Origin of the sequence: Streptomyces sp. NPDC004134, assembly GCF_042874195.1 — a bacterium.
GTDB lineage: Bacteria > Actinomycetota > Actinomycetes > Streptomycetales > Streptomycetaceae > Streptomyces.
On the sequence record NZ_JBIAMS010000016.1, the window covers coordinates 60,610 to 83,684 of the forward strand.

General features: G+C 73.1%; 23 protein-coding genes, 1 pseudogene and 1 riboswitch. Of the genes and pseudogenes, 23 read left to right on the forward strand and 1 reads right to left on the reverse strand.

Annotated features, from left to right (window positions below):
- Positions 1 to 28: 28 nt before the first annotated feature.
- The 13 genes and pseudogenes from rimM to ACFYVJ_RS20750 all read left to right on the forward strand — a co-directional run bounded on the left by rimM (position 29) and on the right by ACFYVJ_RS20750 (position 11,552).
- A complete protein-coding gene (rimM, locus tag ACFYVJ_RS20690; protein WP_388893405.1) occupies positions 29 to 598 on the forward strand; it encodes a ribosome maturation factor RimM in 570 nt (189 codons plus the stop codon).
- The gene (trmD, locus tag ACFYVJ_RS20695; protein ID WP_388893407.1) at positions 595 to 1,404 is read left to right on the forward strand and encodes a tRNA (guanosine(37)-N1)-methyltransferase TrmD; all 810 of its coding nucleotides are present in this window, start codon (positions 595 to 597) and stop codon (positions 1,402 to 1,404) included. Before rimM ends, trmD begins: the two co-directional genes overlap by 4 nt.
- A 135-nt stretch (positions 1,405 to 1,539) precedes the next feature.
- Positions 1,540 to 1,887, forward strand: coding sequence for a 50S ribosomal protein L19 (gene rplS / locus ACFYVJ_RS20700; protein WP_388893409.1), 348 nt, complete (start codon positions 1,540 to 1,542; stop codon positions 1,885 to 1,887).
- A 46-nt stretch (positions 1,888 to 1,933) separates the two neighbouring features.
- Positions 1,934 to 2,656: a signal peptidase I gene (gene lepB / locus ACFYVJ_RS20705; protein ID WP_388893411.1), complete on the forward strand. Its 723-nt coding sequence runs from the start codon at positions 1,934 to 1,936 to the stop codon at positions 2,654 to 2,656.
- 385 nt (positions 2,657 to 3,041) lie between these two features.
- Positions 3,042 to 3,548, forward strand: a pseudogene (gene lepB, locus ACFYVJ_RS20710) (signal peptidase I); the annotation flags it as partial.
- A gap of 254 nt (positions 3,549 to 3,802) precedes the next feature.
- The gene (gene lepB, locus ACFYVJ_RS20715) at positions 3,803 to 4,903 is read left to right on the forward strand and encodes a signal peptidase I (protein ID WP_388893413.1); all 1,101 of its coding nucleotides are present in this window, start codon (positions 3,803 to 3,805) and stop codon (positions 4,901 to 4,903) included.
- A 255-nt stretch (positions 4,904 to 5,158) separates the two neighbouring features.
- Complete coding sequence (gene lepB, locus ACFYVJ_RS20720; RefSeq protein WP_388893587.1) at positions 5,159 to 5,884, forward strand: signal peptidase I; 726 nt, start codon at positions 5,159 to 5,161, stop codon at positions 5,882 to 5,884.
- On the forward strand, positions 5,881 to 6,198 hold the full coding sequence (locus ACFYVJ_RS20725) for a DUF2469 domain-containing protein (protein ID WP_101421213.1): 318 nt from the start codon (positions 5,881 to 5,883) through the stop codon (positions 6,196 to 6,198). Before lepB (ACFYVJ_RS20720) ends, ACFYVJ_RS20725 begins: the two co-directional genes overlap by 4 nt.
- A gap of 118 nt (positions 6,199 to 6,316) precedes the next feature.
- Positions 6,317 to 6,679 (forward strand): YraN family protein, encoded by a 363-nt coding sequence (locus ACFYVJ_RS20730; RefSeq protein WP_101421212.1) that lies wholly within the window; start codon positions 6,317 to 6,319, stop codon positions 6,677 to 6,679.
- Positions 6,679 to 8,301, forward strand: a complete 1,623-nt coding sequence (locus tag ACFYVJ_RS20735) for a YifB family Mg chelatase-like AAA ATPase (RefSeq protein WP_388893415.1) — start codon at positions 6,679 to 6,681, stop codon at positions 8,299 to 8,301. The genes ACFYVJ_RS20730 and ACFYVJ_RS20735 overlap by 1 nt, the downstream gene beginning before the upstream one ends.
- Before the next feature lie 269 nt (positions 8,302 to 8,570).
- Entirely contained in the window at positions 8,571 to 9,818 is a 1,248-nt protein-coding gene (dprA, locus tag ACFYVJ_RS20740; protein WP_388893417.1) for a DNA-processing protein DprA, read from the forward strand.
- A gap of 318 nt (positions 9,819 to 10,136) precedes the next feature.
- Positions 10,137 to 10,946, forward strand: a complete 810-nt coding sequence (whiG, locus tag ACFYVJ_RS20745) for an RNA polymerase sigma factor WhiG (RefSeq protein ID WP_388893419.1) — start codon at positions 10,137 to 10,139, stop codon at positions 10,944 to 10,946.
- 51 nt (positions 10,947 to 10,997) lie between these two features.
- Positions 10,998 to 11,552 (forward strand): TetR/AcrR family transcriptional regulator, encoded by a 555-nt coding sequence (locus ACFYVJ_RS20750; RefSeq protein ID WP_388893589.1) that lies wholly within the window; start codon positions 10,998 to 11,000, stop codon positions 11,550 to 11,552.
- Between the two features lie 22 nt (positions 11,553 to 11,574).
- On the opposite strand, the gene ACFYVJ_RS20755 is transcribed toward ACFYVJ_RS20750, so the two are convergent.
- Entirely contained in the window at positions 11,575 to 12,003 is a 429-nt protein-coding gene (locus ACFYVJ_RS20755) for a murein hydrolase activator EnvC family protein (RefSeq protein ID WP_388893421.1), read from the reverse strand.
- Positions 12,004 to 12,824: 821 nt separating this feature from the next.
- On the opposite strand from ACFYVJ_RS20755, the gene rpsB reads away from it, so the two are divergent.
- The 10 genes from rpsB to ACFYVJ_RS20805 all read left to right on the forward strand — a co-directional run bounded on the left by rpsB (position 12,825) and on the right by ACFYVJ_RS20805 (position 23,044).
- A complete protein-coding gene (rpsB, locus tag ACFYVJ_RS20760) occupies positions 12,825 to 13,832 on the forward strand; it encodes a 30S ribosomal protein S2 (RefSeq protein ID WP_388893423.1) in 1,008 nt (335 codons plus the stop codon).
- 45 nt (positions 13,833 to 13,877) lie between these two features.
- A complete protein-coding gene (gene tsf, locus ACFYVJ_RS20765) occupies positions 13,878 to 14,711 on the forward strand; it encodes a translation elongation factor Ts (protein WP_388893425.1) in 834 nt (277 codons plus the stop codon).
- Between the two features lie 283 nt (positions 14,712 to 14,994).
- Positions 14,995 to 15,786: a UMP kinase gene (gene pyrH / locus ACFYVJ_RS20770; protein ID WP_388893427.1), complete on the forward strand. Its 792-nt coding sequence runs from the start codon at positions 14,995 to 14,997 to the stop codon at positions 15,784 to 15,786.
- A 98-nt stretch (positions 15,787 to 15,884) separates the two neighbouring features.
- Positions 15,885 to 16,442 carry a ribosome recycling factor gene (frr, locus tag ACFYVJ_RS20775; RefSeq protein WP_047018345.1) on the forward strand — a complete coding sequence of 186 codons (558 nt, stop codon included), beginning with the start codon at positions 15,885 to 15,887 and terminating at the stop codon, positions 16,440 to 16,442.
- 71 nt (positions 16,443 to 16,513) lie between these two features.
- Positions 16,514 to 17,443: a phosphatidate cytidylyltransferase gene (locus ACFYVJ_RS20780; RefSeq protein ID WP_388893429.1), complete on the forward strand. Its 930-nt coding sequence runs from the start codon at positions 16,514 to 16,516 to the stop codon at positions 17,441 to 17,443.
- Between the two features lie 118 nt (positions 17,444 to 17,561).
- Positions 17,562 to 17,942, forward strand: coding sequence for a hypothetical protein (locus tag ACFYVJ_RS20785; RefSeq protein ID WP_388893431.1), 381 nt, complete (start codon positions 17,562 to 17,564; stop codon positions 17,940 to 17,942).
- A gap of 40 nt (positions 17,943 to 17,982) precedes the next feature.
- The gene (gene rlmN, locus ACFYVJ_RS20790; RefSeq protein WP_388893433.1) at positions 17,983 to 19,101 is read left to right on the forward strand and encodes a 23S rRNA (adenine(2503)-C(2))-methyltransferase RlmN; all 1,119 of its coding nucleotides are present in this window, start codon (positions 17,983 to 17,985) and stop codon (positions 19,099 to 19,101) included.
- A gap of 14 nt (positions 19,102 to 19,115) precedes the next feature.
- Positions 19,116 to 19,226: riboswitch (TPP riboswitch) on the forward strand.
- Between the two features lie 37 nt (positions 19,227 to 19,263).
- Positions 19,264 to 20,322, forward strand: coding sequence for a thiamine ABC transporter substrate binding subunit (locus tag ACFYVJ_RS20795; protein ID WP_388893435.1), 1,059 nt, complete (start codon positions 19,264 to 19,266; stop codon positions 20,320 to 20,322).
- A gap of 98 nt (positions 20,323 to 20,420) precedes the next feature.
- Positions 20,421 to 22,025: an ABC transporter permease gene (locus tag ACFYVJ_RS20800; protein ID WP_388893437.1), complete on the forward strand. Its 1,605-nt coding sequence runs from the start codon at positions 20,421 to 20,423 to the stop codon at positions 22,023 to 22,025.
- Positions 22,025 to 23,044 carry an ABC transporter ATP-binding protein gene (locus ACFYVJ_RS20805; RefSeq protein WP_388893439.1) on the forward strand — a complete coding sequence of 340 codons (1,020 nt, stop codon included), beginning with the start codon at positions 22,025 to 22,027 and terminating at the stop codon, positions 23,042 to 23,044. Before ACFYVJ_RS20800 ends, ACFYVJ_RS20805 begins: the two co-directional genes overlap by 1 nt.
- Positions 23,045 to 23,075: the final 31 nt, after the last annotated feature.

Genomic DNA, 23,075 nt, shown 5'->3' on the forward strand with positions numbered 1-23,075 from the left:
CCGACGACGTACGAAGAGGAAGGCACCCGTGCAACTCGTAGTCGCGCGGATCGGCCGCGCCCACGGGATCAAGGGCGAGGTCACCGTCGAGGTACGCACCGACGAGCCCGAGCGGCGGCTCGCCCCCGGCGCCGTCCTGACCACCGACCCGGCCGCCGCAGGCCCGCTGACCATCGCCACCGGGCGGGTGCACAGCGGCCGGCTGCTGCTGCGCTTCGAGGGAGTCACCGACCGCACCGCAGCCGAGGCGCTGCGCAACACCCTCCTCGTCGCCGACATCGACCCCGAGGCGACGCCGGAGGACCCCGAGGAGTACTACGACCACCAGCTCGCCGACCTCGACGTCGTCCTGCGCGACGGCACCCCCGTGGGGCGGGTCGCGGAGGTCGCGCACCTGCCGTACCAGGACCTGCTGGTCGTCGCGCGCCCGGACGGCGGCGAGGCGCTGATCCCGTTCGTCAGCGAGATCGTGCCCGAGATCGACCTCGACGCGCAGCGCGTCGTCGTGGAGCCGCCGCCGGGGCTGCTGGACGTGGCCGTCAGCGGCGATCGGGACGGCGGGCCCGACGGCGGGCGCGGGGGAGAGGGCCCGGCGTGAGGATCGACGTCGTCTCGATCTTCCCTGCCTATCTGGAGCCGCTGCGGCTCTCGCTCCTCGGGAAGGCCATCGAGCGCGGCGTGCTCGACGTCCGCGTCCACGACCTGCGGGAGTGGGCGTTCGACCGGCACAACACCGTCGACGACACCCCCTACGGCGGCGGCCCCGGCATGGTCATGAAGCCCGAGCCGTGGGGCGCGGCCCTCGACGCCGTCACCGGCTCCGGGTCCGGCGACCCCGTGCTCGTCGTCCCCACCCCCAGCGGCCGGCCCTTCACCCAGGAACTGGCCGTGGAACTGGCCGCCGAGCCCTGGCTGGTCTTCGCCCCCGCGCGCTACGAGGGCATCGACCGCCGCCTGATCGAGGAGTACGCCGGCCGCTACCGGCTGCACGAGGTGTCCATCGGCGACTACGTCCTCGCCGGCGGCGAGGCACCCGTCCTCGTCATCGCGGAAGCCGTCGTCCGCCTCCTGCCCGGTGTCCTCGGCAACGCCGCCTCCCACCAGGACGACTCCTTCGCCCCCGGCGCCATGGCCGACCTCCTCGAAGGCCCCGCCTACACCAAGCCGCCCGACTGGCGCGGCAGGACCGTACCCGACGTGCTGCTCAGCGGCGACCACGGCCGCATCGCCCGCTGGCGCCGTGACCAGGCACTGCGCCGCACCGCCGAGGTCCGCCCCGACCTGATCGCGCGGGCCGCGCCCGGTGCGTACGACAAGCACGACAGGGCGCTGCTCGCCGAACTCGGCTGGGCCGAGGGGCCCGACGGACGATTTTGGCGTACGGGCGCCGACGTGGAAGAATAGGCCGCTGCTGCCTGCCGTCCGACGCGGCGCCCCTGCCACGGGGGGACACGACGCCCGTACGACGCTGCAGCATCCTCTGTCCCACTTCGGACTCTTGTCGATGACCTGTGGCATCGGCGAAGAAAGCAGACGGTCATGAACCTTCTCGAAAGCGTCGACGCAGCCTCCCTGCGCGACGACATCCCGCCCTTCCGGCCCGGTGACACGGTCAACGTGCACGTGCGCGTCATCGAGGGCAACCGCTCCCGTGTCCAGCAGTTCAAGGGTGTCGTCATCCGCCGGCAGGGCTCCGGGGTCCGCGAGTCCTTCACGGTCCGCAAGGTCAGCTTCGGCGTCGGCGTCGAGCGCACCTTCCCCGTGCACACCCCGGTCGTCGAGAAGATCGAGCTGGTGACCCGCGGCCAGGTCCGCCGCGCCAAGCTGTACTACCTGCGCGACCTCCGCGGCAAGGCCGCGAAGATCAAGGAGAAGCGCGAGAGCTGACGCGGCCGGTCCACGTGGGCGAACGGCCATATTAGGCTTCGCTGCGATGGACACTGAGCTGCGGCCCGAGGAGCGCGACGACTCCTCCTCCCCGGAGTCCGGGCGGGAGGGGTCCTCGCGCTCCTCTTTCGTCCGTCTGGTGCGCTGGGCCGTCGCGCTCGCCGCCACCTTCACCGTCCTCGGGCTGCTCGTCAGCGCCTTCGTCGTGCAGCCGTTCCTGGTGCCGAGCAGTTCCATGGAGCCGGTTCTCCAGCCCGGCGACCGGGTATTGGTCAACAAGCTCGCTTACGCGTTCGGGGACGAACCGGAGCGCGGAGACGTTGTCGTCTTCGACGGCTCCGGGACCTTCGCCGCCGCCGGTGACGGCGGGGGCGCGGTGCCGGGCCTGCTGCGCAAGGCCGGCGCGGCCACCGGGCTTGCGGAGCCCGAAGGCACCGACTACGTCAAGCGCGTCATCGGTGTCGGCGGTGACCGGGTGATCTGCTGCGACGCACGGGGGAGGCTGACGGTGAACGGAAAGCCGCTCGACGAGCGGGAGTACCTGTATCCGGGCGACGCCCCGTCCCTGGTCGAGTTCGACGTCATCGTGCCGCCCGGCCGGCTGTGGGTCATGGGCGACCACCGCAGCGACTCCCGCGACTCCCGCGACCACCTCGGGTCGCCCGGGGGCGGCACGATCTCGGTGGACAAGGTGATCGGCAGGGCGGACTGGCGGGGGTGGCCGCCGGACCGGGCCGGCTCGCTGGGGCGGCCGGGATATGGGGGGTAGCCACGCGCGTCACGCGGGCGGCGGCGGTCAGGAGGACCGGCGCGGCGCGGGGGGCGGCGGTGGCGGGTACGGGGGCGGGGATCCGTACGGGCGCGGGCCCGCCGGGGATCCGTACGGCCAGGGCGGCGGGTACGGCGAGAGCCCGTACGGCTCGGGCGGCGGGCACCGCGAGGGCCCGTACGGACGGGACGGCGGGCAGAGCGACGGCCCTTCCGGCTCGGGCGGCGACGATCCGTACGAGCCGGAGAGCGGCGAACGCAGGCGCGGCGGCGAGACGGGGCCGCGGCTCGGCGGGCGCGCGGAGCGCCGCAAGGCGGCCCAGCGGGCGCGGCGGCGCAGGACCCGCTCGCGGATAAAGGAGATCCCGCTCATCATCGGCGCGGCCATGCTGATCGCGCTGGGCGTCAAGACCTTCCTGCTGCAGGCGTTCGTCATCCCCTCCGGATCCATGGAGCAGACGATCCGGATCGGCGACCGGGTCGTCGTCGACAAGCTCACGCCCTGGTTCGGCGCGAAGCCTGAGCGCGGCGACATCGTCGTCTTCAAGGACCCCGGCGGCTGGCTCAGCAACCGGGAGGAGGACCGGCTCGACGACCCGGTGGGCGTCGCGCAGGTCAAGGACGTGCTGACGTTCATCGGGCTGCTGCCCTCGGAGCACGAGCAGGACCTGATCAAGCGGGTCGTGGCGACCGGCGGCGACCGGGTGGTCTGCTGCGACGACGGCGGGCGGGTCACGGTCAACGGCACCGCGCTGGTGGAGTCGTACCTGCACCCCGGGGACAAGCCGTCGCAGCGGACCTTCGACGTGACCGTGCCGGACGGCCGGATCTTCGTCATGGGCGACCACCGCTCCAACTCCGCCGACTCGCGCTACCACCTGGATGGTCCGTACCAGGGAACGATCGCGGAAGAGGACGTCGTCGGCAGGGCCATGGCCATCGCCTGGCCGCTCGGCCACTGGGACAAATTCGACTCACCGGACACCTATGCCTCGGTTCCGGAGTCGGACGCGCGGGCGAATAAGGTGTCCTCGAAAGAAGTGGGCCGAATGGAGCCCCTCCCGACTCCTGCGGAACTCTCGCTCGTTATGGGAGTGGTGGGCCTGCACCTGACCAGGGGCAGGCAGCGGCAAGGTGAGGAGTGGATGTGGGGGACGTGGCAGTCAGCGCCCGGTCCGGTCACGAGGGTCCGGAAGACCGGCCCGGTCAGGGCCGCGCGCAGCAGCCGGCTGCCGGCCCTCCTGGCGGTCCTCCGGAGCAGGCGGCCGACGGTCCGGCGGACACCTCCCGGGACGGCGCCCCCCGACCCTCCCTCGCCAAGGACGGTGTTCCGCAGAACGCCGCGCCCGACGCTCCCGGCGGCCCTGCGGCGACGGAAGCGGGAGCGATGAGCGACGGCGGGGACGGCAGTGGCGGCAGCGGCAGCGGGGGGGACGACGCGGACGGCAGCCGCGAGGCCGACACGGGCGTGAAGAAGCAGCGTTCCTTCTGGAAGGAACTGCCGATCCTCATCCTCGTCGCGCTGGTGCTCGCGCTGATCATCAAGACCTTCCTGGTCCAGGCGTTCTCCATCCCCTCCAACTCCATGCAGAACACGCTGCAGGTCGGCGACCGCGTGCTGGTGGACAAGCTCACGCCGTGGTTCGGCGCGGAGCCTGAGCGCGGCGAGGTCGTCGTCTTCCACGACCCGGGCGGCTGGCTGAACGAGGCGCCGTCGTCGGACTCCGGGCCCGTACTCGAAGGCATCCAGAAGGGGCTGAGCTTCATCGGCCTCATGCCCTCGGCGGAGGAGCAGGACCTCATCAAGCGCGTCATCGCGGTCGGCGGCGACACCGTGGAGTGCAAGGGCGTCGGCCCGGTGAAGGTCAACGGCAAGGCGCTGGACGAGACTTCGTACATCTTCCCCGGCGACACCCCCTGCGAGGACAACGACTTCGGGCCGCTGAAGGTGCCGGACGGCAAGCTGTGGGTGATGGGCGACCACCGGCAGGACTCGCTGGACTCCCGCTACCACGAGAAGTCGCCCGACAAGGGCTTCGTCGACGAGGACCTCGTCGTCGGGCGGGCCATCGCGCGGGCCTGGCCGATCGACCGCTGGGGCACGCTGCCGGTGCCGGGCACCTTCGACCAGCCGGGGCTGAACGCCGCCGCGGGGACCGCGCCGGCGGTGCTGGGGCTGGCCGGGGCGGTGCCGCTGGTGCTGTGGCGGCGGCGCCGGCTGATCCGCAAGGCGGACCTGAACGACTGAGGCGGGCCGGGCGCGGGCCCTGCTTGCCTGCGGTGTGCGGGGGCGCAGGGCCGTCCGGGTGAAGTGATCGCCGGGTGGCAGTGGCTTCCCTGGCCTACGCGGCCTGCCTGACCTGCTGCTTTACGGGCCTCGGCCGGTGTCGTGGCGGGACCGGGCGTCGCTGATCACGGTGGTTCACCGAGCGGGCAGACTGCCTGCCGGGCCTCTGGGTAGTGTGCGGCCATGAACAGCAGCGGAGCCGGTCGCAGGGGGAACATGCTGTCGGGCGTGGCAGTGGCGGTCGGGTGCGTGCTGTTCCTCGGCGGCTTCGCCTGGGCCGCCGCGGTGTACGTGCCGTACACCGTGCCGTCGTCCTCCATGGCGCCCACCGTCGCCTCCGGCGACCGGGTGCTGGCCGAGCGGATCTCGGGCGACGAGGTGCGCCGCGGCGACGTCGTGGTCTTCGAGGACGAGGCGTGGGGCGACCTGCCGATGGTCAAGCGCGTCGTCGCGGTCGGTGGGGACACGGTCCGCTGCTGCGACGCACAGGGGCGGCTGACCGTCGGCGACGAGCCGGTGGCGGAGCCGTACGTCACGGAGAGTGAGCGGGCCGCTCAGGAGAGCTTTCCCGCGACGACCGTGCCGGAGGGAATGATCTTCCTGCTCGGCGACCACCGCGGCGACTCCGTCGACTCCCGCAGCCATCTGGCCGAATCGGGCGGCGGAGCCATACCCCGGGACGCCGTCAGGAGCCGGGTCGACGCCACGGTGTGGCCGCTGGGCAGCGCGGGCATGCTGAAGCGCCCGGACGGCTTCGCGGCGCTGCCCGGCGGGATCTCCGAGCCCGGGCCGCTGCGGCCGCTGCTGCTCGCGGTCCTCGCCGGCGCGGCGCTGATCATGGGCGGTGCCGCCTACGGGCCGGTTTCCGGCTATGCCCGGGCCCGTCGCGCCCGGGCGACGCACAATGGGGTCACGCACAGGCGGAAGGGGAACGTGCCATGAGCGCCGAGGACCTCGAGAAGTACGAGACCGAGATGGAGCTGAAGCTCTACCGGGAGTACCGCGACGTCGTCGGTCTGTTCAAATACGTGATCGAGACCGAGCGGCGTTTCTACCTCACCAACGACTACGAGATGCAGGTCCACTCGGTCCAGGGCGAGGTGTTCTTCGAGGTGTCCATGGCGGATGCCTGGGTCTGGGACATGTACCGGCCGGCGCGCTTCGTCAAGCAGGTGCGGGTGCTCACGTTCAAGGATGTGAACATCGAGGAGCTGAGCAAGTCCGACCTGGAGATGCCCTCCGACGACCTCGGCTGAGTTCCCCTCCTCCGTCACCCTCATGGGTGAGGGAGTTGTCCACAACCCGTCGGTTATCCACCAAGATCAACAACTTTTCCCGCGGCACGACACAGTCGGACGCGGGAGGTGGTGCCCGATGCCGAAGCAGCGGCAGGCGCTCGGACAGTACGGGGAACGGATCGCGGAGCGGCAGCTCGTCCAGGCGGGAATGACCGTCCTGGCGCGGAACTGGAGATGCAGCGACGGCGAGATCGACATCGTCGCGCTCGACGGCGAGGCCCTCGTCGTCTGCGAGGTCAAGACCAGACGGGAAGGCGGCTGGGAGCATCCGATGGCCGGCGTCCCGCCGGCCAAGGCGGACCGGCTGCGGCGGCTCGCGGAAGCCTGGGCCCTGCGGCACGGCGGCGCCCCGCCGGGCGGCATGCGGATCGACGTCGTCGGCGTGGTGCTGCCGGACCGCGGCGCCCCCGTCGTCGAGCACGTACGGGGGGCCGCCTGATGGCCTTCGCCCGTACCTGCTCGGTCGCCCTCGTCGGCGTCGAAGGCGTCGTCGTCGAGATCCAGGCCGACCTGGAGCCCGGCGTCGCCACGTTCACGCTCGTCGGACTGCCCGACAAGAGCCTCACGGAAAGCCGCGACCGGGTCCGGGCCGCCGTCGTCAACTCCGGCGTCGACTGGCCGCAGAAGAAGCTCACCGTCGGCCTCAGCCCCGCCGCCGTACCCAAATCCGGCAGCGGATTCGACCTCGGCATCGCGTGCGCCACCCTCGGCGCCGCCGGGCGCATCGCGCCCGACGCCCTCACCGGGCTCGTCATGGTCGGCGAGCTGAGCCTCGACGGCCGCGTCCGGCCCGTCCCCGGCGTGCTGCCCGCCGTGCTCGCCGCCGCGGAGGCCGGCTGCCGCCAGGTCGTCGTCCCCGAAGCCGCCGCGGGCGAGGCCACCCTCGTCCCCGACGTCTCGGTCCTCGGCGTGCGCAGCCTGCGCCAGCTCATCGCCATCCTCAACGACGAGCCGCCTCCCGACGAACCCGCGGACCCCGACAGCGCCCCGGCCGTCCCGTCCGCCCGGCTCGCGGTGCCCGGAGCCGGCTGGTGCACCCCGGCGGCCCTCGGCCCCGGCGCGTACCGCCCCGACCTCGCCGACGTCGCAGGGCAGCACCGGGCCCGTTTCGCCCTCGAAGTCGCCGCCGCGGGCGGCCACCACCTGTACCTGAAAGGCCCCCCGGGAGCGGGCAAGACGATGCTCGCCGAACGGCTGCCCGGGCTGCTGCCGCCGCTGACCGAGACCGAAGCGCTCGAAGTGACCGCCATCCACTCGGTGGCCGGCACCCTGCCCGCGGGCCAGCCCCTCGTCGGCGAGGCCCCCTACGCCGCCCCGCACCACTCCGCGACCCTGCCCGCCCTCATCGGCGGCGGCAACGCACTGCCCAAGCCGGGAGCGGTCTCCCTGGCCCACAGAGGAGTGCTCTTTCTAGACGAAGCGCCCGAATTCAGCGGCCGGATCCTCGACGCCCTCAGACAGCCGCTGGAGTCCGGGCACGTCGTCGTGGCCCGGTCCGCGGGCGTCGTCCAGTTCCCCGCCCGCTTCCTGATGGTCCTCGCCGCCAACCCCTGCCCCTGCGGCCGCTTCGCCCGCCAGGAAGGCGGCTGCGAATGCCCGCCCATGGCCATCCGGCGCTACCAGGGCCGGCTCACCGGCCCGCTCCTCGACCGCGTCGACCTCCGGGTCGCCGTCGATGCCGTCGGCCGCGCCGAGCTGTCGGCCACCGGCGAGTCCGCCGAGCCCACCGCCGACGCCGCCGCCCGGGTCCGTGCCGCCCGCGACCGCGCCGCCGCGCGCTACGCCGGCACCCCCTGGCGAACCAACGGCGAAGTCCCCGGCCACGAGCTGCGCCGCCGCTGGCACCCCGCCCCCGGCGTCCTCGCCCCGGCGGAACGCGACCTCGAACGGGGCCTGCTCACCGCCCGCGGCCTCGACCGCGTCCTCCGCGTCGCCTGGACCATCGCCGACCTCGCGGGCCACGACCGCCCGGGGCCCGAGGACGTCGCGGCGGCCCTGGAACTCCGCACGGGGGTGCCCCGAGGCGCCCGTACCCAGGCAGCAATGGAGCCCGTCGAATGAACACGACCGAGAAGCCCGCCTGGAAGCCGCGCAGCGGCCTGCCGAGTGGCCTGCCAGGCGGGCGGCAGAGCGGGGCACGGAGCGGGGCGGCGAGCGCGCCGCAGGCCGGCCCGCGGGGCGGGCCGCCGGGCGGGCCATGCGCGGGGCCGGTGACCGTTCCGGTGCGGGGCGGGGGACGCCCGCCGCCCGCTGCGGCGGAGCACCCGGCCGAGGGGCAGAGCCCGCCGGACAGGCCGTCCGGCCCGGTCGCGGGTCCGGTACCGGGCGCCATGCGCACCCCGGCTGCCTGGCCCCGGGGCGGCAGTGACTCCGGCGCCCGGCCGGCGGCCCGTAGCCGTGAGGGGAAGGAGCCCGAGACCGAGGCGGCTCCCGCCGAGGTCACCGACCACGACGCGGAGCGGCTGGCGCGGGTGGCGCTGACGCGGCTCGTCGAGCCCGGAGACGAGGTCGCCGGAAGGTGGCTGCGCACGCACGGAGCCGTGGCGCTCATGTGCTGGGTCACCGGCGACGCCCCGCCGCCCTCGCCGGAGGCCGAGACCCGGCTCGTCCGCTACCGGCGGCGGCTCGGCGGACCGGACGCCCGGCAGGACCTCGCCGCCGCCGAAGCGGTCGGGGCGCGGTTCGTCTGCCCCGGCGACCCCGAATGGCCCCGGCAGCTCGACGACCTCGCCGCCGCCCGGCCCGTCGGCCTCTGGGTCCGCGGCCGCGCCGACCTGCGGCTGTGGGCGCTGAAGTCCGTCGCCGTCGTCGGCGCCCGCGCCTGCACCGAGTACGGCGCCCACGTCGCCGCGACGCTCGCCGCCGCCCTCGCCCACGCCGGCTGGACCGTCGTCTCCGGCTCCGCCTACGGCATCGACGCCGCCGCCCACCGCGGCGCGCTCGCCGCCACCGGAGCCACCGTCGGCGTCCTGGCCTGCGGCGTCGACCGGGTCTACCCGCCCGGCCACAGCGAGCTCCTCGGCCGCGTCGCAGAACAGGGCCTCATCGTCGCCGAGCTCGCCCCCGGCGACCATCCCACCCGGTCGCGATTCCTCCTGCGCAACCGCGTCATGGCGGCACTCACCCGCGGCACCGTCGTCGTCGAAGCCGAACGCCGCAGCGGCTCCCTCGTCACCGCCCGCTGGGCGCAGCGCCTCGGCCGCCCGACGATGGGCGTACCCGGCCCGGTGACCTCCGGGCTCTCCTCCGGGGTGCACGAGCTGCTGCGCGGCGAGGCGCAGCTTGTCACCGAGGCCGCCGAAGTCGTCGAGCTGGTCGGCCGCATCGGCGCCGACCTCGCCCCGGTCCGCCGCGGCCCCGTCGTACCACGCGATCTGCTCCCGCCCGCCACCGCACGAGTGCTCGAAGCACTCCCCGGTCGGGGTACGGCGCGGCTGGAACAGATCGCACAAGAAGCGGGCACGGAGCGCGACGAAGCCTTGGGCAGGCTTCATGAGCTGCAGTCACTCGGATTCGTCCGCCGCGACGGCACCGGCTGGCGGCTCGCCCCGCGCTCCAGTGAGCACCCCAAAAGGTGACGAGCCGTTCCTTGACCTGGGACGTTCGGGTGAAAGGGTGGGGGAGATGCAAACCGACCCCCACCCGGTGCCGCAGCGGCCGTCCCCCCGCTGTGACCTCCTGATAACCCGCAGGTACGGTGCGCGGAACGAATCTGCGTACTCATGAAGAGCCGTCAGTCGCAGAATGCGACCGTACGGTCACGCTACGCTCGCGGAACGTTCCCGCATCCCCCACCGCGTCACCCTCCCCGCTCCGCTCCCTCCCCACACCCGCTCGCTCCCCCGCAGCCCCCACCGAACCCAGTCCCCCACCAGAACGGTTCAAGGCGACGACGCATGCCCCAGCACATCTCCGGGTCCGACCGTGCCGCATCACGCACAGCACCCTCGTCGGTCGACGAGTTGTGGCGGTCGTACAAGGAGACGCGTGACGGCCGGCTGCGCGAGCAGCTCATCCTGCACTACTCGCCCCTGGTGAAGTACGTCGCGGGACGCGTCAGCGTCGGACTGCCGTCCAACGTGGAACAGGCCGACTTCGTCTCCTCCGGAGTCTTCGGGCTCATCGACGCCATCGAGAAGTTCGACCCCGAGCGCGCCATCAAGTTCGAGACGTACGCCATCACCCGCATCCGCGGCGCGATGATCGACGAACTCCGGGCGCTGGACTGGATCCCCCGCTCCGTACGGCAGAAGGCCCGCGCCGTCGAACGCGCCTACGCCACCCTCGAAGCCGCCCTCCGCCGCACCCCCTCGGAAGCCGAGGTCGCCGCCGAGATGGGCATCCAGCTCGAAGAACTGCACGGGGTTTTCAGCCAGCTTTCCCTCGCCAACGTCGTCGCCCTCGAAGAACTGCTGCACGTCAGCTCCGACAACGGCGACCGGCTCAGCCTCATGGACACCCTGGAGGACACCGCCGCCGACAACCCCGTCGAGATCGCGGAGGACCGCGAGCTGCGCCGGCTGCTCGCGCGCGCCGTGAACACCCTGCCCGACCGGGAGAAGACCGTCGTCACCCTCTACTACTACGAGGGCCTCACGCTCGCCGAGATCGGCCAGGTGCTCGGCGTCACCGAGAGCAGGGTCAGCCAGATCCACACCAAGTCCGTCCTGCAGTTGCGCGCCAAGCTGGCCGACTCAAGCGGCTGAACCGGCTCCGCGGTCTAAAGTTGGACCGTGCCGAAGATTCGAGCGGCCTCCGTGGCCGAGCACCGGACCATGCAGCACGACGCGCTGCTCGACGCCGCACGCGAACTCCTCGGCGAAGGCGGCACCGAAGCGCTGAACTTCGCCGCGCTCGCCGAGCGCACCGGCCTCGCACGCTCGTCCGTGTACGAGTACTTCCGCAGCCGGGCCGCCGTGGTCGAGGAACTGTGCGCCGTCGACTTCCCGCGCTGGGCGGCCGAGGTGGAGGCGGCGATGGAGCGCGCCGACACCCCGGAGGCGAAGGTCGAGGCGTACGTACGCACCCAGCTCGCGCTGGTCGGCGACCGCCGCCACCGGGCCGTCGTCGCCATCTCCGCGGGCGAACTCGACGCCGGCGCCCGGGAGAAGATCCGCGCCGCGCACGGCGGGCTCGTCACCATGGTCGTCGCGGCCCTGGCGGACCTCGGCCACGACGAACCGCGCCTCGCCGCCACCCTGCTCCAGGGGGTCGTCGACGCGGCCGTCCGCCGCACCGAACTCGGCACCGACGCCCCGAAGACCGTCGCCGACACGGCCGTCGCCGTAGCCCTCCACGGCGCCGCACGCTGACTTCGCCGCCGGCGACCCGGCGTCAGTCGCCGCCGGACGGCGGCGGGACGCCGAACACCGGCAGCAGCCGGGCATGGCCCGCCGTCAGCAGCCGGGGCGGCAGCAGCGACAGCGGATCGAGATAGACCGGACCGCGGCGCAGCCCCCAGTGCAGGCAGGCCGCCGCGCAGTGGTGGCCGCCGCCCTGCAGATGCCCGATGACCTGCCCTTTCCGGACCCGCTCGCCCTTGCGCACGGCGGGCACCACCGGCTCGTACGTCGTGCGCAGCGGTGGGCGGCCCGTACCCGGATGGTCGACGGCCAGCACCCCGCGGCCCGCCACCCGCCCCGCGAACGACACCCGGCCCGCCGCCGCGGCCCGCACCGGCTGCCCCGGCGCGGCCCGCAGATCGACACCGCGATGACCCGGGCCGTACGGCGAACGCGGCGCCTCGAACCCCCGCTCCACCACCGGCCGCCCCCGCGACCCCCCGTCAACCGGCCACACCGCGTCCACCCCGGGAGCCGTCGGCTCAGCGGGCGCCGCCGACGGCACTGCTCGCCCCGGGCCAGGGGGCTGTCCGCCGGGCGCTGTCGCATCCCGTATCCCCCGTTCCCCCCGCCCCGCCCCCTCCCCACCCGCCTCCTCCACCGTGTCGGTCGTCGTGAACGGGGGCGCGGGCCAGGTGCCCGTGGACAGGGCCACGGCGAGCCCGACGGCGAGTGGCCACCGCGGCAGGCGCCCCCGCCGGCGCTCGGGGGCGCCGGCGGGCCGCCCCGAGGCGCAGGCCGCCGCGGGTGCCGGCCGCCCCGCCGCGCACGCCGGCCGTCCCGCCGCGGCTGTCGGCCGTCCCTCCCCGCGCCCCGGCCGCCCGGCCGCGCCTCCCCTCCCGTCCGCCTTCCGCCCCGTGACGGCAGCCGCCCCGATCCGTTCGCCGGCCGCGCGGCGTTCGCGTCGTCCGTTCATGGGGGGAGTCTGGCCGAGGGGCGGGGCGCTTGGGGATCATGGACGGATTCTGTGGATAACCGGCCGGTTGTGGACAACCCGGGGCCGGGGGACGCCCGGAGACCCGCCCGGGGACCGGGCTCCGTGGCGCAGGCGGGTGATGCCGTCCCGTACACTTCTGGTGGCGACCCGGCTGTCCGGGTCGACTTCGCACGCCCCGCCACCTGCCTGAAGGTGGCCGCGTCACTCGGTCCCCCGGCTCCCGCCGGAGGCACGACGCGCAGGGGCGTCAGGAGCGGTGGCCGACCGGCTGCCGCGCACAACCGAGACACACGAGGAGTACGGCCATGGCCGTCGTCACGATGCGGGAGCTGCTGGAAAGCGGCGTCCACTTCGGGCACCAGACCCGCCGTTGGAACCCGAAGATGAAGCGCTTCATCTTCACCGAGCGCAACGGCATCTACATCATCGACCTCCTGCAGTCGCTGTCGTACATCGACCGCGCCTACGAGTTCGTGAAGGAGACCGTCGCTCACGGCGGCACCATCATGTTCGTGGGCACGAAGAAGCAGGCCCAGGAAGCCATCGCCGAGCAGGCCACCCGGGTCGGCATGCCGTACGTGAACCAGCGCTGGCTGGGCGGCATGCTCACCAACTTCTCCACCGTGCACAAGCGGCTGCAGCGCCTCAAGGAGCTCGAGGCCATCGACTTCGAGGACGTGGCCGCCTCCGGCCTCACCAAGAAGGAACTGCTCGTCCTCTCCCGCGAGAAGGCCAAGCTGGAGAAGACCCTCGGCGGCATCCGCGACATGCAGAAGGTGCCGAGCGCCGTCTGGATCGTGGACACGAAGAAGGAGCACATCGCCGTCGGCGAGGCGCGCAAGCTGCGCATCCCGGTCGTCGCGATCCTCGACACCAACTGCGACCCCGACGAGGTCGACTACAAGATCCCGGGCAACGACGACGCGATCCGCTCCGTCACGCTGCTGACCCGCGTCATCGCCGACGCCGTCGCCGAGGGTCTGATCGCCCGCTCCGGTGCCGCCACCGGTGACGAGAAGGCCGTCAAGGCCGACGCCGAGCCGCTCGCCGAGTGGGAGCGCGACCTTCTCGCCGGCGAGAAGGACGGCAAGACCGCCCCGGCCGCCCCCGCCGAGCCGGCCACCCCGGCCGAGAAGACGGACGAGGTGGCCGCCGAGGCCGAGGTGCAGACCTCCGCCGAGACCGCCAAGGTCGCCGACGCCGAGCAGGCCGACGAGACCCCCGCCCCGGCCGCCGAGCAGGCCGTCGAGGCTGCAGAGTCCGCCGAGGCCGCCGAGGGCGCGCAGCCCGCCGGCGACGCCCCGCAGGTCTGATCCGCCGATCCCAGTCACCCGTCGAGAAGAGAAAACCACCGAATCATGGCGAACTTCACCGCCGCCGACGTCAAGAAGCTCCGGGAGCTCACCGGCGCCGGCATGATGGACTGCAAGAAGGCGCTGGAAGAGGCCGAGGGCGACGTCGACAAGGCCGTGGAGCTGCTCCGCGTCAAGGGCCAGAAGGGCGTCGCCAAGCGTGAGGGCCGTTCCGCCGAGAACGGCGCCGTCGTCTCCGTGATCGCCGACGACAACTCCTCCGGCGTCCTGCTGGAGCTGAAGTGCGAGACGGACTTCGTCGCCAAGGGCGACAAGTTCATCGCCGTCGCCAACGCCCTCGCCGAGCACGTCGCGGCCTCCAAGCCGGCCGATCTGGAGGCGCTGCTCGCCTCCGAGATCGACGGCAAGACCGTCCAGGCGTACGTGGACGAGGCCAACGCCACCCTCGGCGAGAAGATCGTCCTCGACCGCTTCGCGCGCTTCGAGGGCGCCTACGTGGGCACGTACATGCACCGCACCATGCCGGACCTGCCGCCGCAGGTCGGCGTGCTCGTCGAGCTGGACAAGGCCGACCCGCAGACGGCCAAGGAGGTGGCTCAGCACATCGCCGCCTTCAGCCCGCGCTGGCTGACCCGCGAGGAGGTCCCGGCCGACACGGTGGAGAACGAGCGCCGCGTCGCCGAGGCCACCTCCCGCGAGGAGGGCAAGCCGGAGGCCGCCCTGCCGAAGATCGTCGAGGGCCGCGTGAACGGCTTCTTCAAGGAGAACGTGCTGCTGGACCAGCCGTTCGCCAAGGACCCGAAGAAGTCGGTGCAGAAGCTGCTGGCCGAGGCGGGCGTGCAGGTGATCCACTTCGCGCGCATCCGCGTCGGCGCCTGAGCACCGGCGCCACCGGCGTGCACCGTGCCGCCCGGCGCGCGCGAGCGCGACCGGACGGCGCGCGCCGCGATCCGGCCCGCCGCGGGGCGGGCCGCCGCGGAGTTCGGTGCGCACGGTGTACGGCGGACGGCCACCGGCCCCGCTAGGGTCGGGTTGAGTTGTTGCGGGCCGGTGCGGGGGACCGCCGCCGGGCCGCGGAAGTGACGAGGAGGCCATTGCCGGGAATGGGTCGATACAGAACCCCACGGCGATGGCCTCCTTCGTATGCGCACGAGGAGACTTCATGAACGAGGACGCCGACGCGGACCACGGCCGGCACGGCAAGGCGGACCACGACCACCATACGAAGAGGGACAGCTCGCGCTTCCTGCTGAAGCTGTCCGGCGAGGCTTTCTCCGGCGGCGGGGACCTCGGCGTGGACCCGGACGTCGTGCACGCCATCGCCCGCGAGGTCGCGGCCGTCGTCCGCGACGGGTACGAGATCGCGGTGGTGATCGGCGGCGGAAACTTCTTCCGCGGCGCCGAACTGCAGCAGCGCGGCATGGACCGGGCCCGCTCCGACTACATGGGCATGCTCGGCACCGTGATGAACTGCCTTGCCCTGCAGGACTTCCTGGAGAAGGAAGGCATCGACTCCCGGGTGCAGACGGCGATCACGATGGGCCAGGTCGCCGAGCCGTACATCCCGCTGCGCGCCATCCGGCACATGCAGAAGGGCCGCGTCGTCATCTTCGGCGCCGGCATGGGCATGCCGTACTTCTCCACGGACACCACCGCCGCGCAGCGCGCCCTGGAGATCCACGCCGAGGCCCTGCTCATGGGCAAGAACGGCGTCGACGGGGTCTACGACGCCGACCCCAAGAAGAACCCGGACGCGGTGAAGTTCGACGCGCTCGGATACGGCGAGGTCATCACCCGTGACCTCAAGGTCGCCGACGCCACGGCCGTCACCCTGTGCCGCGACAACGAACTGCCCATCCTCGTCTTCGAGCTGCTGAAGGAGGGCAACATCGCCCGGGCGGTGCGGGGTGAGAAGATCGGTACGCTCGTGAGCGCGCACGGCAGCCGGGTCTGAGGGATGGACAACGGCCTGCCGGTCGGACACCGTGCAGGCATGGTACGGGCGGACAGGGGCTCTCCCGTTCCGCTCACGGATGAGACCAGGAGCCAGTGGTGATCGAAGAGACCCTCCTCGAAGCCGAGGAGAAGATGGAGAAGGCCGTCGTGGTCGCCAAGGAGGACCTCGCCGCGATCCGCACCGGGCGGGCGCATCCGGCGATGTTCAACAAGATCACGGCGGATTACTACGGGGCCCAGACCCCCATCAACCAACTGGCGTCGTTCTCGGTGCCGGAGCCGCGGATGGCGGTGGTGACCCCGTTCGACAAGAGCGCCCTGCGCAACATCGAGCAGGCGATCCGCGACTCCGACCTCGGCGTCAACCCCTCCAACGACGGCAACATCATCCGGGTGGTCTTCCCGCAGCTCACCGAGGAGCGCCGCAAGGAGTTCATCAAGGTCGCCAGGGCCAAGGGCGAGGACGCGCGGATCGCCATCCGCTCCGTACGCCGCAAGGCCAAGGAGACCATCGACAAGGCCGTCAAGGACGGCGAGATCGGTGAGGACGAGGGCCGCCGCGGCGAGAAGGAGCTCGACGACACCACCCACAAGTACGTGGCCCAGGTCGACGAGCTGCTCAAGCACAAGGAAGCAGAGCTGCTCGAGGTCTGATGAACGACTCCTCCAGGGGGGCCCCGGCGGGTCCCGTGTACGGCGGGGGTGAAAGGGCGCAGACTCCGCGCATGCCCATCGTGTCCGGCGACGCCCCTGCCGACGAACCCTCCCCAGGTCCCTCCGGGGGATCCGGCGCCCCGGACGGTCCTCCCACCCCACCGCCGCCCGCCCCCAAGCGGCGCCGCGGCGGCCGGGACCTCGGCGCCGCCATAGGCGTCGGGCTCGGCCTCGGCGCCATCGTGCTGGCCACGCTGTTCGTCGTGAAAGTGCTCTTCCTCGGCGTCATCGTCATCGCGGTGGCGGTCGGGCTGTGGGAGCTGACGTCGCGGCTGGCGGAGTGCCGCGGCATCCGCACGCCGCTGGTGCCGCTGGTGGCCGGCGGCATCGCCATGGTCATCGCGGGGTACGTGCGCGGCGCCGAGGGCGCCGGGGCAGCCCTCGCGCTCACCGCCCTCGCCGTCCCCGTCTGGCGGCTGACGGGCCCCGCGCAGGACTACCTCCGCGACGTCACCGCCGGCGTCTTCGCCGCGTTCTACGTGCCGTTCCTCGCCGCCTTCGTCGCACTGATGCTCGCCGCGGACGACGACGGGCCGCAGCGGGTGCTGACGTTCCTGATCCTCACGGTGATCAGCGACACCGGCGCGTACGCCGTGGGCTACAAGTTCGGCCGCAACAAGCTCGCCCCGCGCATCAGCCCCGGCAAGACCCGCGAGGGCCTGGGCGGCGCGCTGGCCTTCGCGATGGCGGCGGGCGCGGTGTGCATGGAACTGCTCATCGACGACGGCCGCTGGTGGCAGGGCCTCCTGCTGGGCGCGGCCGCAGCCGCCTCGGCGACGCTCGGCGACCTCGCCGAGTCGATGATCAAACGGGACCTCGGCATCAAGGACATGGGCACGCTGCTCCCCGGCCACGGCGGGATCATGGACCGGCTGGACTCGCTGCTGCCGACGGCGCCGGTGGTGTGGCTGCTGATGGTGATCTTCGTCGGCGCGGGCTGACCGGCCGCCCCGTTCCCCTGGACTCCCGGACGTTTTCGGCGAGGGTCGAAACACCTGTGGGCGGCATCGGCCGGGCGGGCACGGTGGTGGGGATGTCCGCGACCCAAGGGGGAGTTCGATGACGATCACACGTATGACGGCCCGCGCCGCGGCGGTGGCCATGCTGGCGGCCGGTGCCGTGGCGGTGGCCGTCGGCACCGCACCGGCGGGCGACGGCTCCGGCGCACCGGGCGCGGGCGTGGCGCCCCAGGACCGGCGGAGCGACGACATGGCCCTGGCCGCCGAACACGACTGGGGCGTCGCGCCCCTGGGCGACAACGCCGGGTCGCCGGGTGGCGGTGCCGCGCCGAAGGGCGACAGCCACGGGTCGCCCACGGGCGGTCTCGCCCCCACGGGCGACGACCACGGGGCACCGGGTGCCGGTGTGGCACCGCTGGCCGACGGCCACGGGGCGCCGACCAGGGGGCTCTTGTCGACGAATCAGGGCATTTGGGGATGAGGCGGGCGAGGGTGAATCCGTCTGCGACACTGGTACGGCTATGCCGAAGCCAGGAGAGCTCACCTTCGCCGTCCCCCGTGGTGCCAAGAAGCCGCCGCGGCACCTAGCCGACCTCACCCCCGTCGAGCGCCGCGACGCCGTCGCCGAGCTGGGGGAGAAGCCGTTCCGTGCCACGCAGCTCTCGCGCCACTACTTCGCGCGCTACGCGACCGACCCGGCCGGCTGGACCGACGTGCCGGCCGGGTCCCGGGCGAAGCTCGCCGAGGGGCTGCTGCCCGAGCTGATGACCGTCGTACGGCATCTGAGCTGCGACGGCGACACCACCCGCAAGACCCTGTGGCGGCTCTTCGACGGCACGCTGGTCGAGTCGGTGCTCATGCGCTACCCCGACCGCGTCACCATGTGCATCTCCTCGCAGGCCGGCTGCGGCATGAACTGCCCGTTCTGCGCCACCGGCCAGGCCGGGCTCACCCGCAACCTGTCCACCGCCGAGATCGTCCACCAGATCGTCGACGGCATGCGCGCCCTGCGCGACGGCGAGGTTCCCGGGGGCCCGGCGCGGCTGTCGAACATCGTCTTCATGGGCATGGGCGAGCCGCTGGCGAACTACAACCGCGTGCTGTCGGCCGTCCGCCGCCTCACCGACCCCGAGCCCGACGGCCTCGGGCTCTCCCAGCGCGGCATCACCGTCTCCACCGTCGGCCTCGTGCCGGCCATGCTCCGCTTCGCCGACGAGGGCCTGAAGTGCCGGCTCGCCGTCTCCCTGCACGCGCCCGACGACGAGCTGCGCGACACCCTCGTGCCCGTCAACACCCGCTGGCAGGTCCGCGAGGTCCTCGACGCCGCCTGGGAGTACGCCGCGCGCTCCGGCCGCCGCGTCTCCATCGAGTACGCGCTGATCAAGGACATCAACGACCAGGCATGGCGCGCCGACCTCCTCGGCCGCCTCCTCAAGGGCCGCCGCGCGCACGTCAACCTCATCCCGCTCAACCCCACCCCGGGATCCAAGTGGACCGCCTCCCGGCCCGAGGACGAGCGGGCGTTCGTCGCCGCCCTGGAGGCCCACGGCGTGCCCGTGACCGTACGGGACACCCGGGGCCAGGAGATCGAGGGCGCCTGCGGGCAGCTCGCCGCCTCCGCGGCCGACACCACCGCCTGATACCGTTCATACGTACACACCGACAGGGGAGCGCTCGCAGCGCTGAGAGTGCGGCACCGTCAAGGCCGCAGACCCTCGAACCTCGCCCAGGTCATTCTGGGTAGGAAGTTCGGTCGAGACTCTGCTGCTGCCCGGGCTGCCCGCCGCCACGAAAGCAGCCCGATGAAGCGCATCGTCACCACCGCCCTGGCCGCGTCCCTCGCCCTGGGCCTGGCCGCCTGCGGCTCGGACTCCGGCGACGGATCCGGGTCCGGCTCGGGCGACAAGAGCGTCACCCTCGTCACGCACGACTCCTTCGCCGTCTCCGACGACGTACTGAAGGCGTTCGAGAAGCAGTCCGGGTACACGGTCGACATCCTCAAGGGCAAGGACGCCGGCTCCGCCGTCAACCAGGCGGTCCTGTCCAAGGACAACCCCCAGGGCGACGTCTTCTTCGGCATCGACAACACCCTCCTCTCCCGCGGCCTCGACAACGGCATCTTCACGCCGTACGAGGCGAAGGGGCTCGACCGCATACCCGGGGAACTCCAGCTCGACGCGGACGAGCACCGCGTCACCCCCGTCGACTACGGCGACGTGTGCGTCAACTACGACCGCGCGTACTTCGAGGAGAAGAACCTCGACCCGCCGCAGACCTTCGACGACCTCGCCGACCCCCGCTACAAGGACCTCCTCGTCACCGAGAACGCCGCCACCTCCTCCCCGGGCCTGGCCTTCCTCCTCGCCACCGCGGACGCGTACGGCGAAGAGGGCTGGGAGGACTACTGGGGCAAGCTGCGCGACAACGGCGTCGAGGTCGTCGACGGCTGGGAGCAGGCGTACTACGAGCGCTTCTCCGGCGCCGGCAAGGGCGACAAGCCGCTCGTCGTCTCGTACGCTTCCAGCCCGCCCGTGCTCGACATGGAGTCCCAGCCGAAGGAAGCCACCACCGGCGTGTCCACCGGCACCTGCTTCCGCCAGATCGAGTTCGCCGGGCTGCTCGCCAACGCCGGCAACGCCGAAGGCGGCAAGGCCCTCATCGACTTCCTGATCGGCGAGCGGTTCCAGCAGGACATGCCGCTGAACATGTTCGTCCACCCCGTGCGCGAGGACACCGCGCTGCCCGAGGTGTTCACCCGCTACGGCGAGGAGATCGCCGACCCCCACACCCTCGACCCGGCGACCGTCGACGGCAACCGGGAGCAGTGGATCAAGACGTGGACCTCGCTGGTCGTGAAGTGATCCGGGCCGCGGTCCGCGGCAAGGAAGACACGCGACCGGGACCGGCAACGGGCGCGGGCCGCCGCCGGATACGCGGGGCGGCCGGCCGACTCGCGCTCATGGCCGTCCCCGCCGCGTTCCTCGGCGTCTTCTTCGCCTACCCCGTCGGCGCCATCGTCGCCCGCGGCCTGCGCGAGGGCGGCCGCTGGCAGTTCGGCCGCATCCCCGGCGTCCTCGGCGACCCCGACATCCTCGGCGTCCTGTGGTTCACGCTCTGGCAGGCCGCCGCCTCCACCGGGCTCACGCTCGTCCTCGCGCTGCCCGCCGCGTACGTCTTCGCCCGCTTCGACTTCCCCGGCAAGCACCTGCTGCGCGCCCTGGTCACCGTGCCGTTCGTGATGCCCACCGTCGTCGTCGGCTCCGCCTTCCTCGCGCTCACCGGCCGCGGCGGCGTCCTCGACGGCTGGTGGGGCGTACGGCTGGACACCACCGTGTGGGCCATCCTCCTCGCCCACGTCTTCTTCAACTTCGCGGTCGTCGTACGGACCGTCGGCGGCCTGTGGGCCCAGCTCGACCCGCGCCAGGAGGAAGCCGCCCGCGTCCTCGGCGCCGGCCGCCTCGCGGCCTGGCGGCACGTCACCCTGCCCGCGCTCGGGCCCGCCGTCGCCGCCGCGGCCCTCATGGTCTTCCTCTTCACCTTCACCTCCTTCGGCGTCATCCAGATCCTCGGCGGCCCCGCGTACGCCACCCTCGAAGTCGAGATCTACCGCCAGACCGCCGACTTCCTCGACCTGCCCACCGCGGCCGTCCTCTCCCTCCTCCAACTCGCCGCCGTCGCCGCCGTCCTCGCCGTGCACGCCTGGACCGTGCGCCGCCGCGAGACCGCGCTGCGCCTCGTCGCCCCCGAGACCACCGCCCGCCGCCCCCGCGGCGCCGGCGAACGCGCCCTCCTCGGCGGCGTCGTCGCCCTCGTCGCCGTGCTGCTCCTCGCGCCGCTCGCCGTCCTCGTCGAACGCTCCTTCGCCACCCCCGGGGGCCACGGGTTCGGCTTCTACCGCGCGCTCCAGGAGAGCGACGGCACGTTCGCCGTCCCGCCGCTGGAAGCCGTCGGCAACTCCCTCGCCTACGCCGCCGTCGCCACCGTCATCGCCGTCGTCGTCGGCGGCCTCGCCGCGGCCGCCGTCACCCGCCGCGCCGGTCCCCTCGTCCGCGGCTTCGACGCGCTGCTGATGCTGCCGCTGGGCACCTCCGCCGTCACCGTCGGTTTCGGGTTCCTCATCGCCCTCGACAGCCCGCCGCTCGACCTCAGGTCCTCCTGGATGCTCGTGCCGCTCGCGCAGGCGCTGGTCGGCGTCCCCTTCGTCGTACGGACCATGCTGCCCGTGCTGCGCGCCGTCGACGACCGGCTGCGGGAGGCCGCCGCCGTGCTCGGCGCGTCGCCGCTGCGGGCCTGGCGGGAGGTCGATCTGCCGCTGGTGCGGCGGGCGGTGCTCGTCGCGGCCGGCTTCGCGTTCGCGGTCTCCCTCGGCGAGTTCGGGGCGACCGTCTTCATCGCCGGGCCCGACCGGCCGACGCTGCCCGTCGCCGTCGCGCGGCTCCTCGGCCGGGCCGGGGAGACCAACTACGGGCAGGCGATGGCGCTGAGCACCATCCTCATGGCGGTGTGCGCGGTGTCGCTGCTGCTGCTGGAACGGGTCCGCAAGAACCAGGCGGGAGAGTTCTGATGCTCGTACTCGACGACGTCACCGTGCGCTACGGCGCCCGCGCGGCGGTCGACAGAATCGCCCTCGACGTCTCGGACCACGAGATCGTCAGCGTCCTCGGGCCCAGCGGCAGCGGCAAGTCCACGCTGCTGCGGGCGGTGGCCGGGCTGCAGCCCGTCGCCGGCGGGCGGGTGCTGCTCGGCGGGCGGGACCTGGCCGGGGTGCCGGCGCACCGGCGCGGCGTCGGGCTGATGTTCCAGGACCAGCAGTTGTTCCCGCACCGGGACGTGGGCGGGAACGTGTCCTTCGGGCTGCGCATGCACGGGGCCTCGCGGGCGGCGGCCCGGGAGCGGGTGGCGGAACTGCTGTCGCTCGTCGGGCTGCCGGGGGCACAGCGGCGGGCGGTGGGGGCCCTGTCGGGCGGGGAGCAGCAGCGGGTGGCGCTGGCGCGGGCGCTGGCGCCGTCGCCGCACCTGCTGATGCTGGACGAGCCGCTGGGGCAGTTGGACCGCTCGCTGCGCGAACGGCTGGTGGTCGAGCTGCGCGAGCTCTTCGGACGGCTGGGCACGACGGTGCTGGCGGTCACGCACGACCAGGGGGAGGCGTTCGCGCTCTCCGACCGGGTGGTGGTGATGCGGGAGGGCCGCGTGGCGCAGACCGGCACGCCGGTGGAGGTGTGGGAGCGGCCGGCGGACGAGTTCGTGGCGCGGTTCCTGGGGTTTGCCAACGTCGTACGGGGGACGGTGCGCGGCCCGGCGGCGGAGACGCCGTGGGGGCGGGTGGGGCTGGCTGACTCCGGGGTGTCCGGGGAGCGGCCGCTGCTGGTACGCCCGGCGGGGGTGCGGGTGGGCCCCGCGGATACGGGGCTGTCCTGCGCGGTGGTGGGGCGGACGTTCCGGGGGGACCACGTGCTGCTGACGCTGCGGCCGGACGCGGGACCGGAGCTGGAGTCGTCGGTGGCGCTGCGGGGTGCGCCGGAGGTGGGGGACCGGGTGGGGGTGGAGTTCGACCCGTCGGAGGTGGTGGTGCTCGGAGGGTGAGGATCCCCGCACCACCACCCCCCGCGGGGCG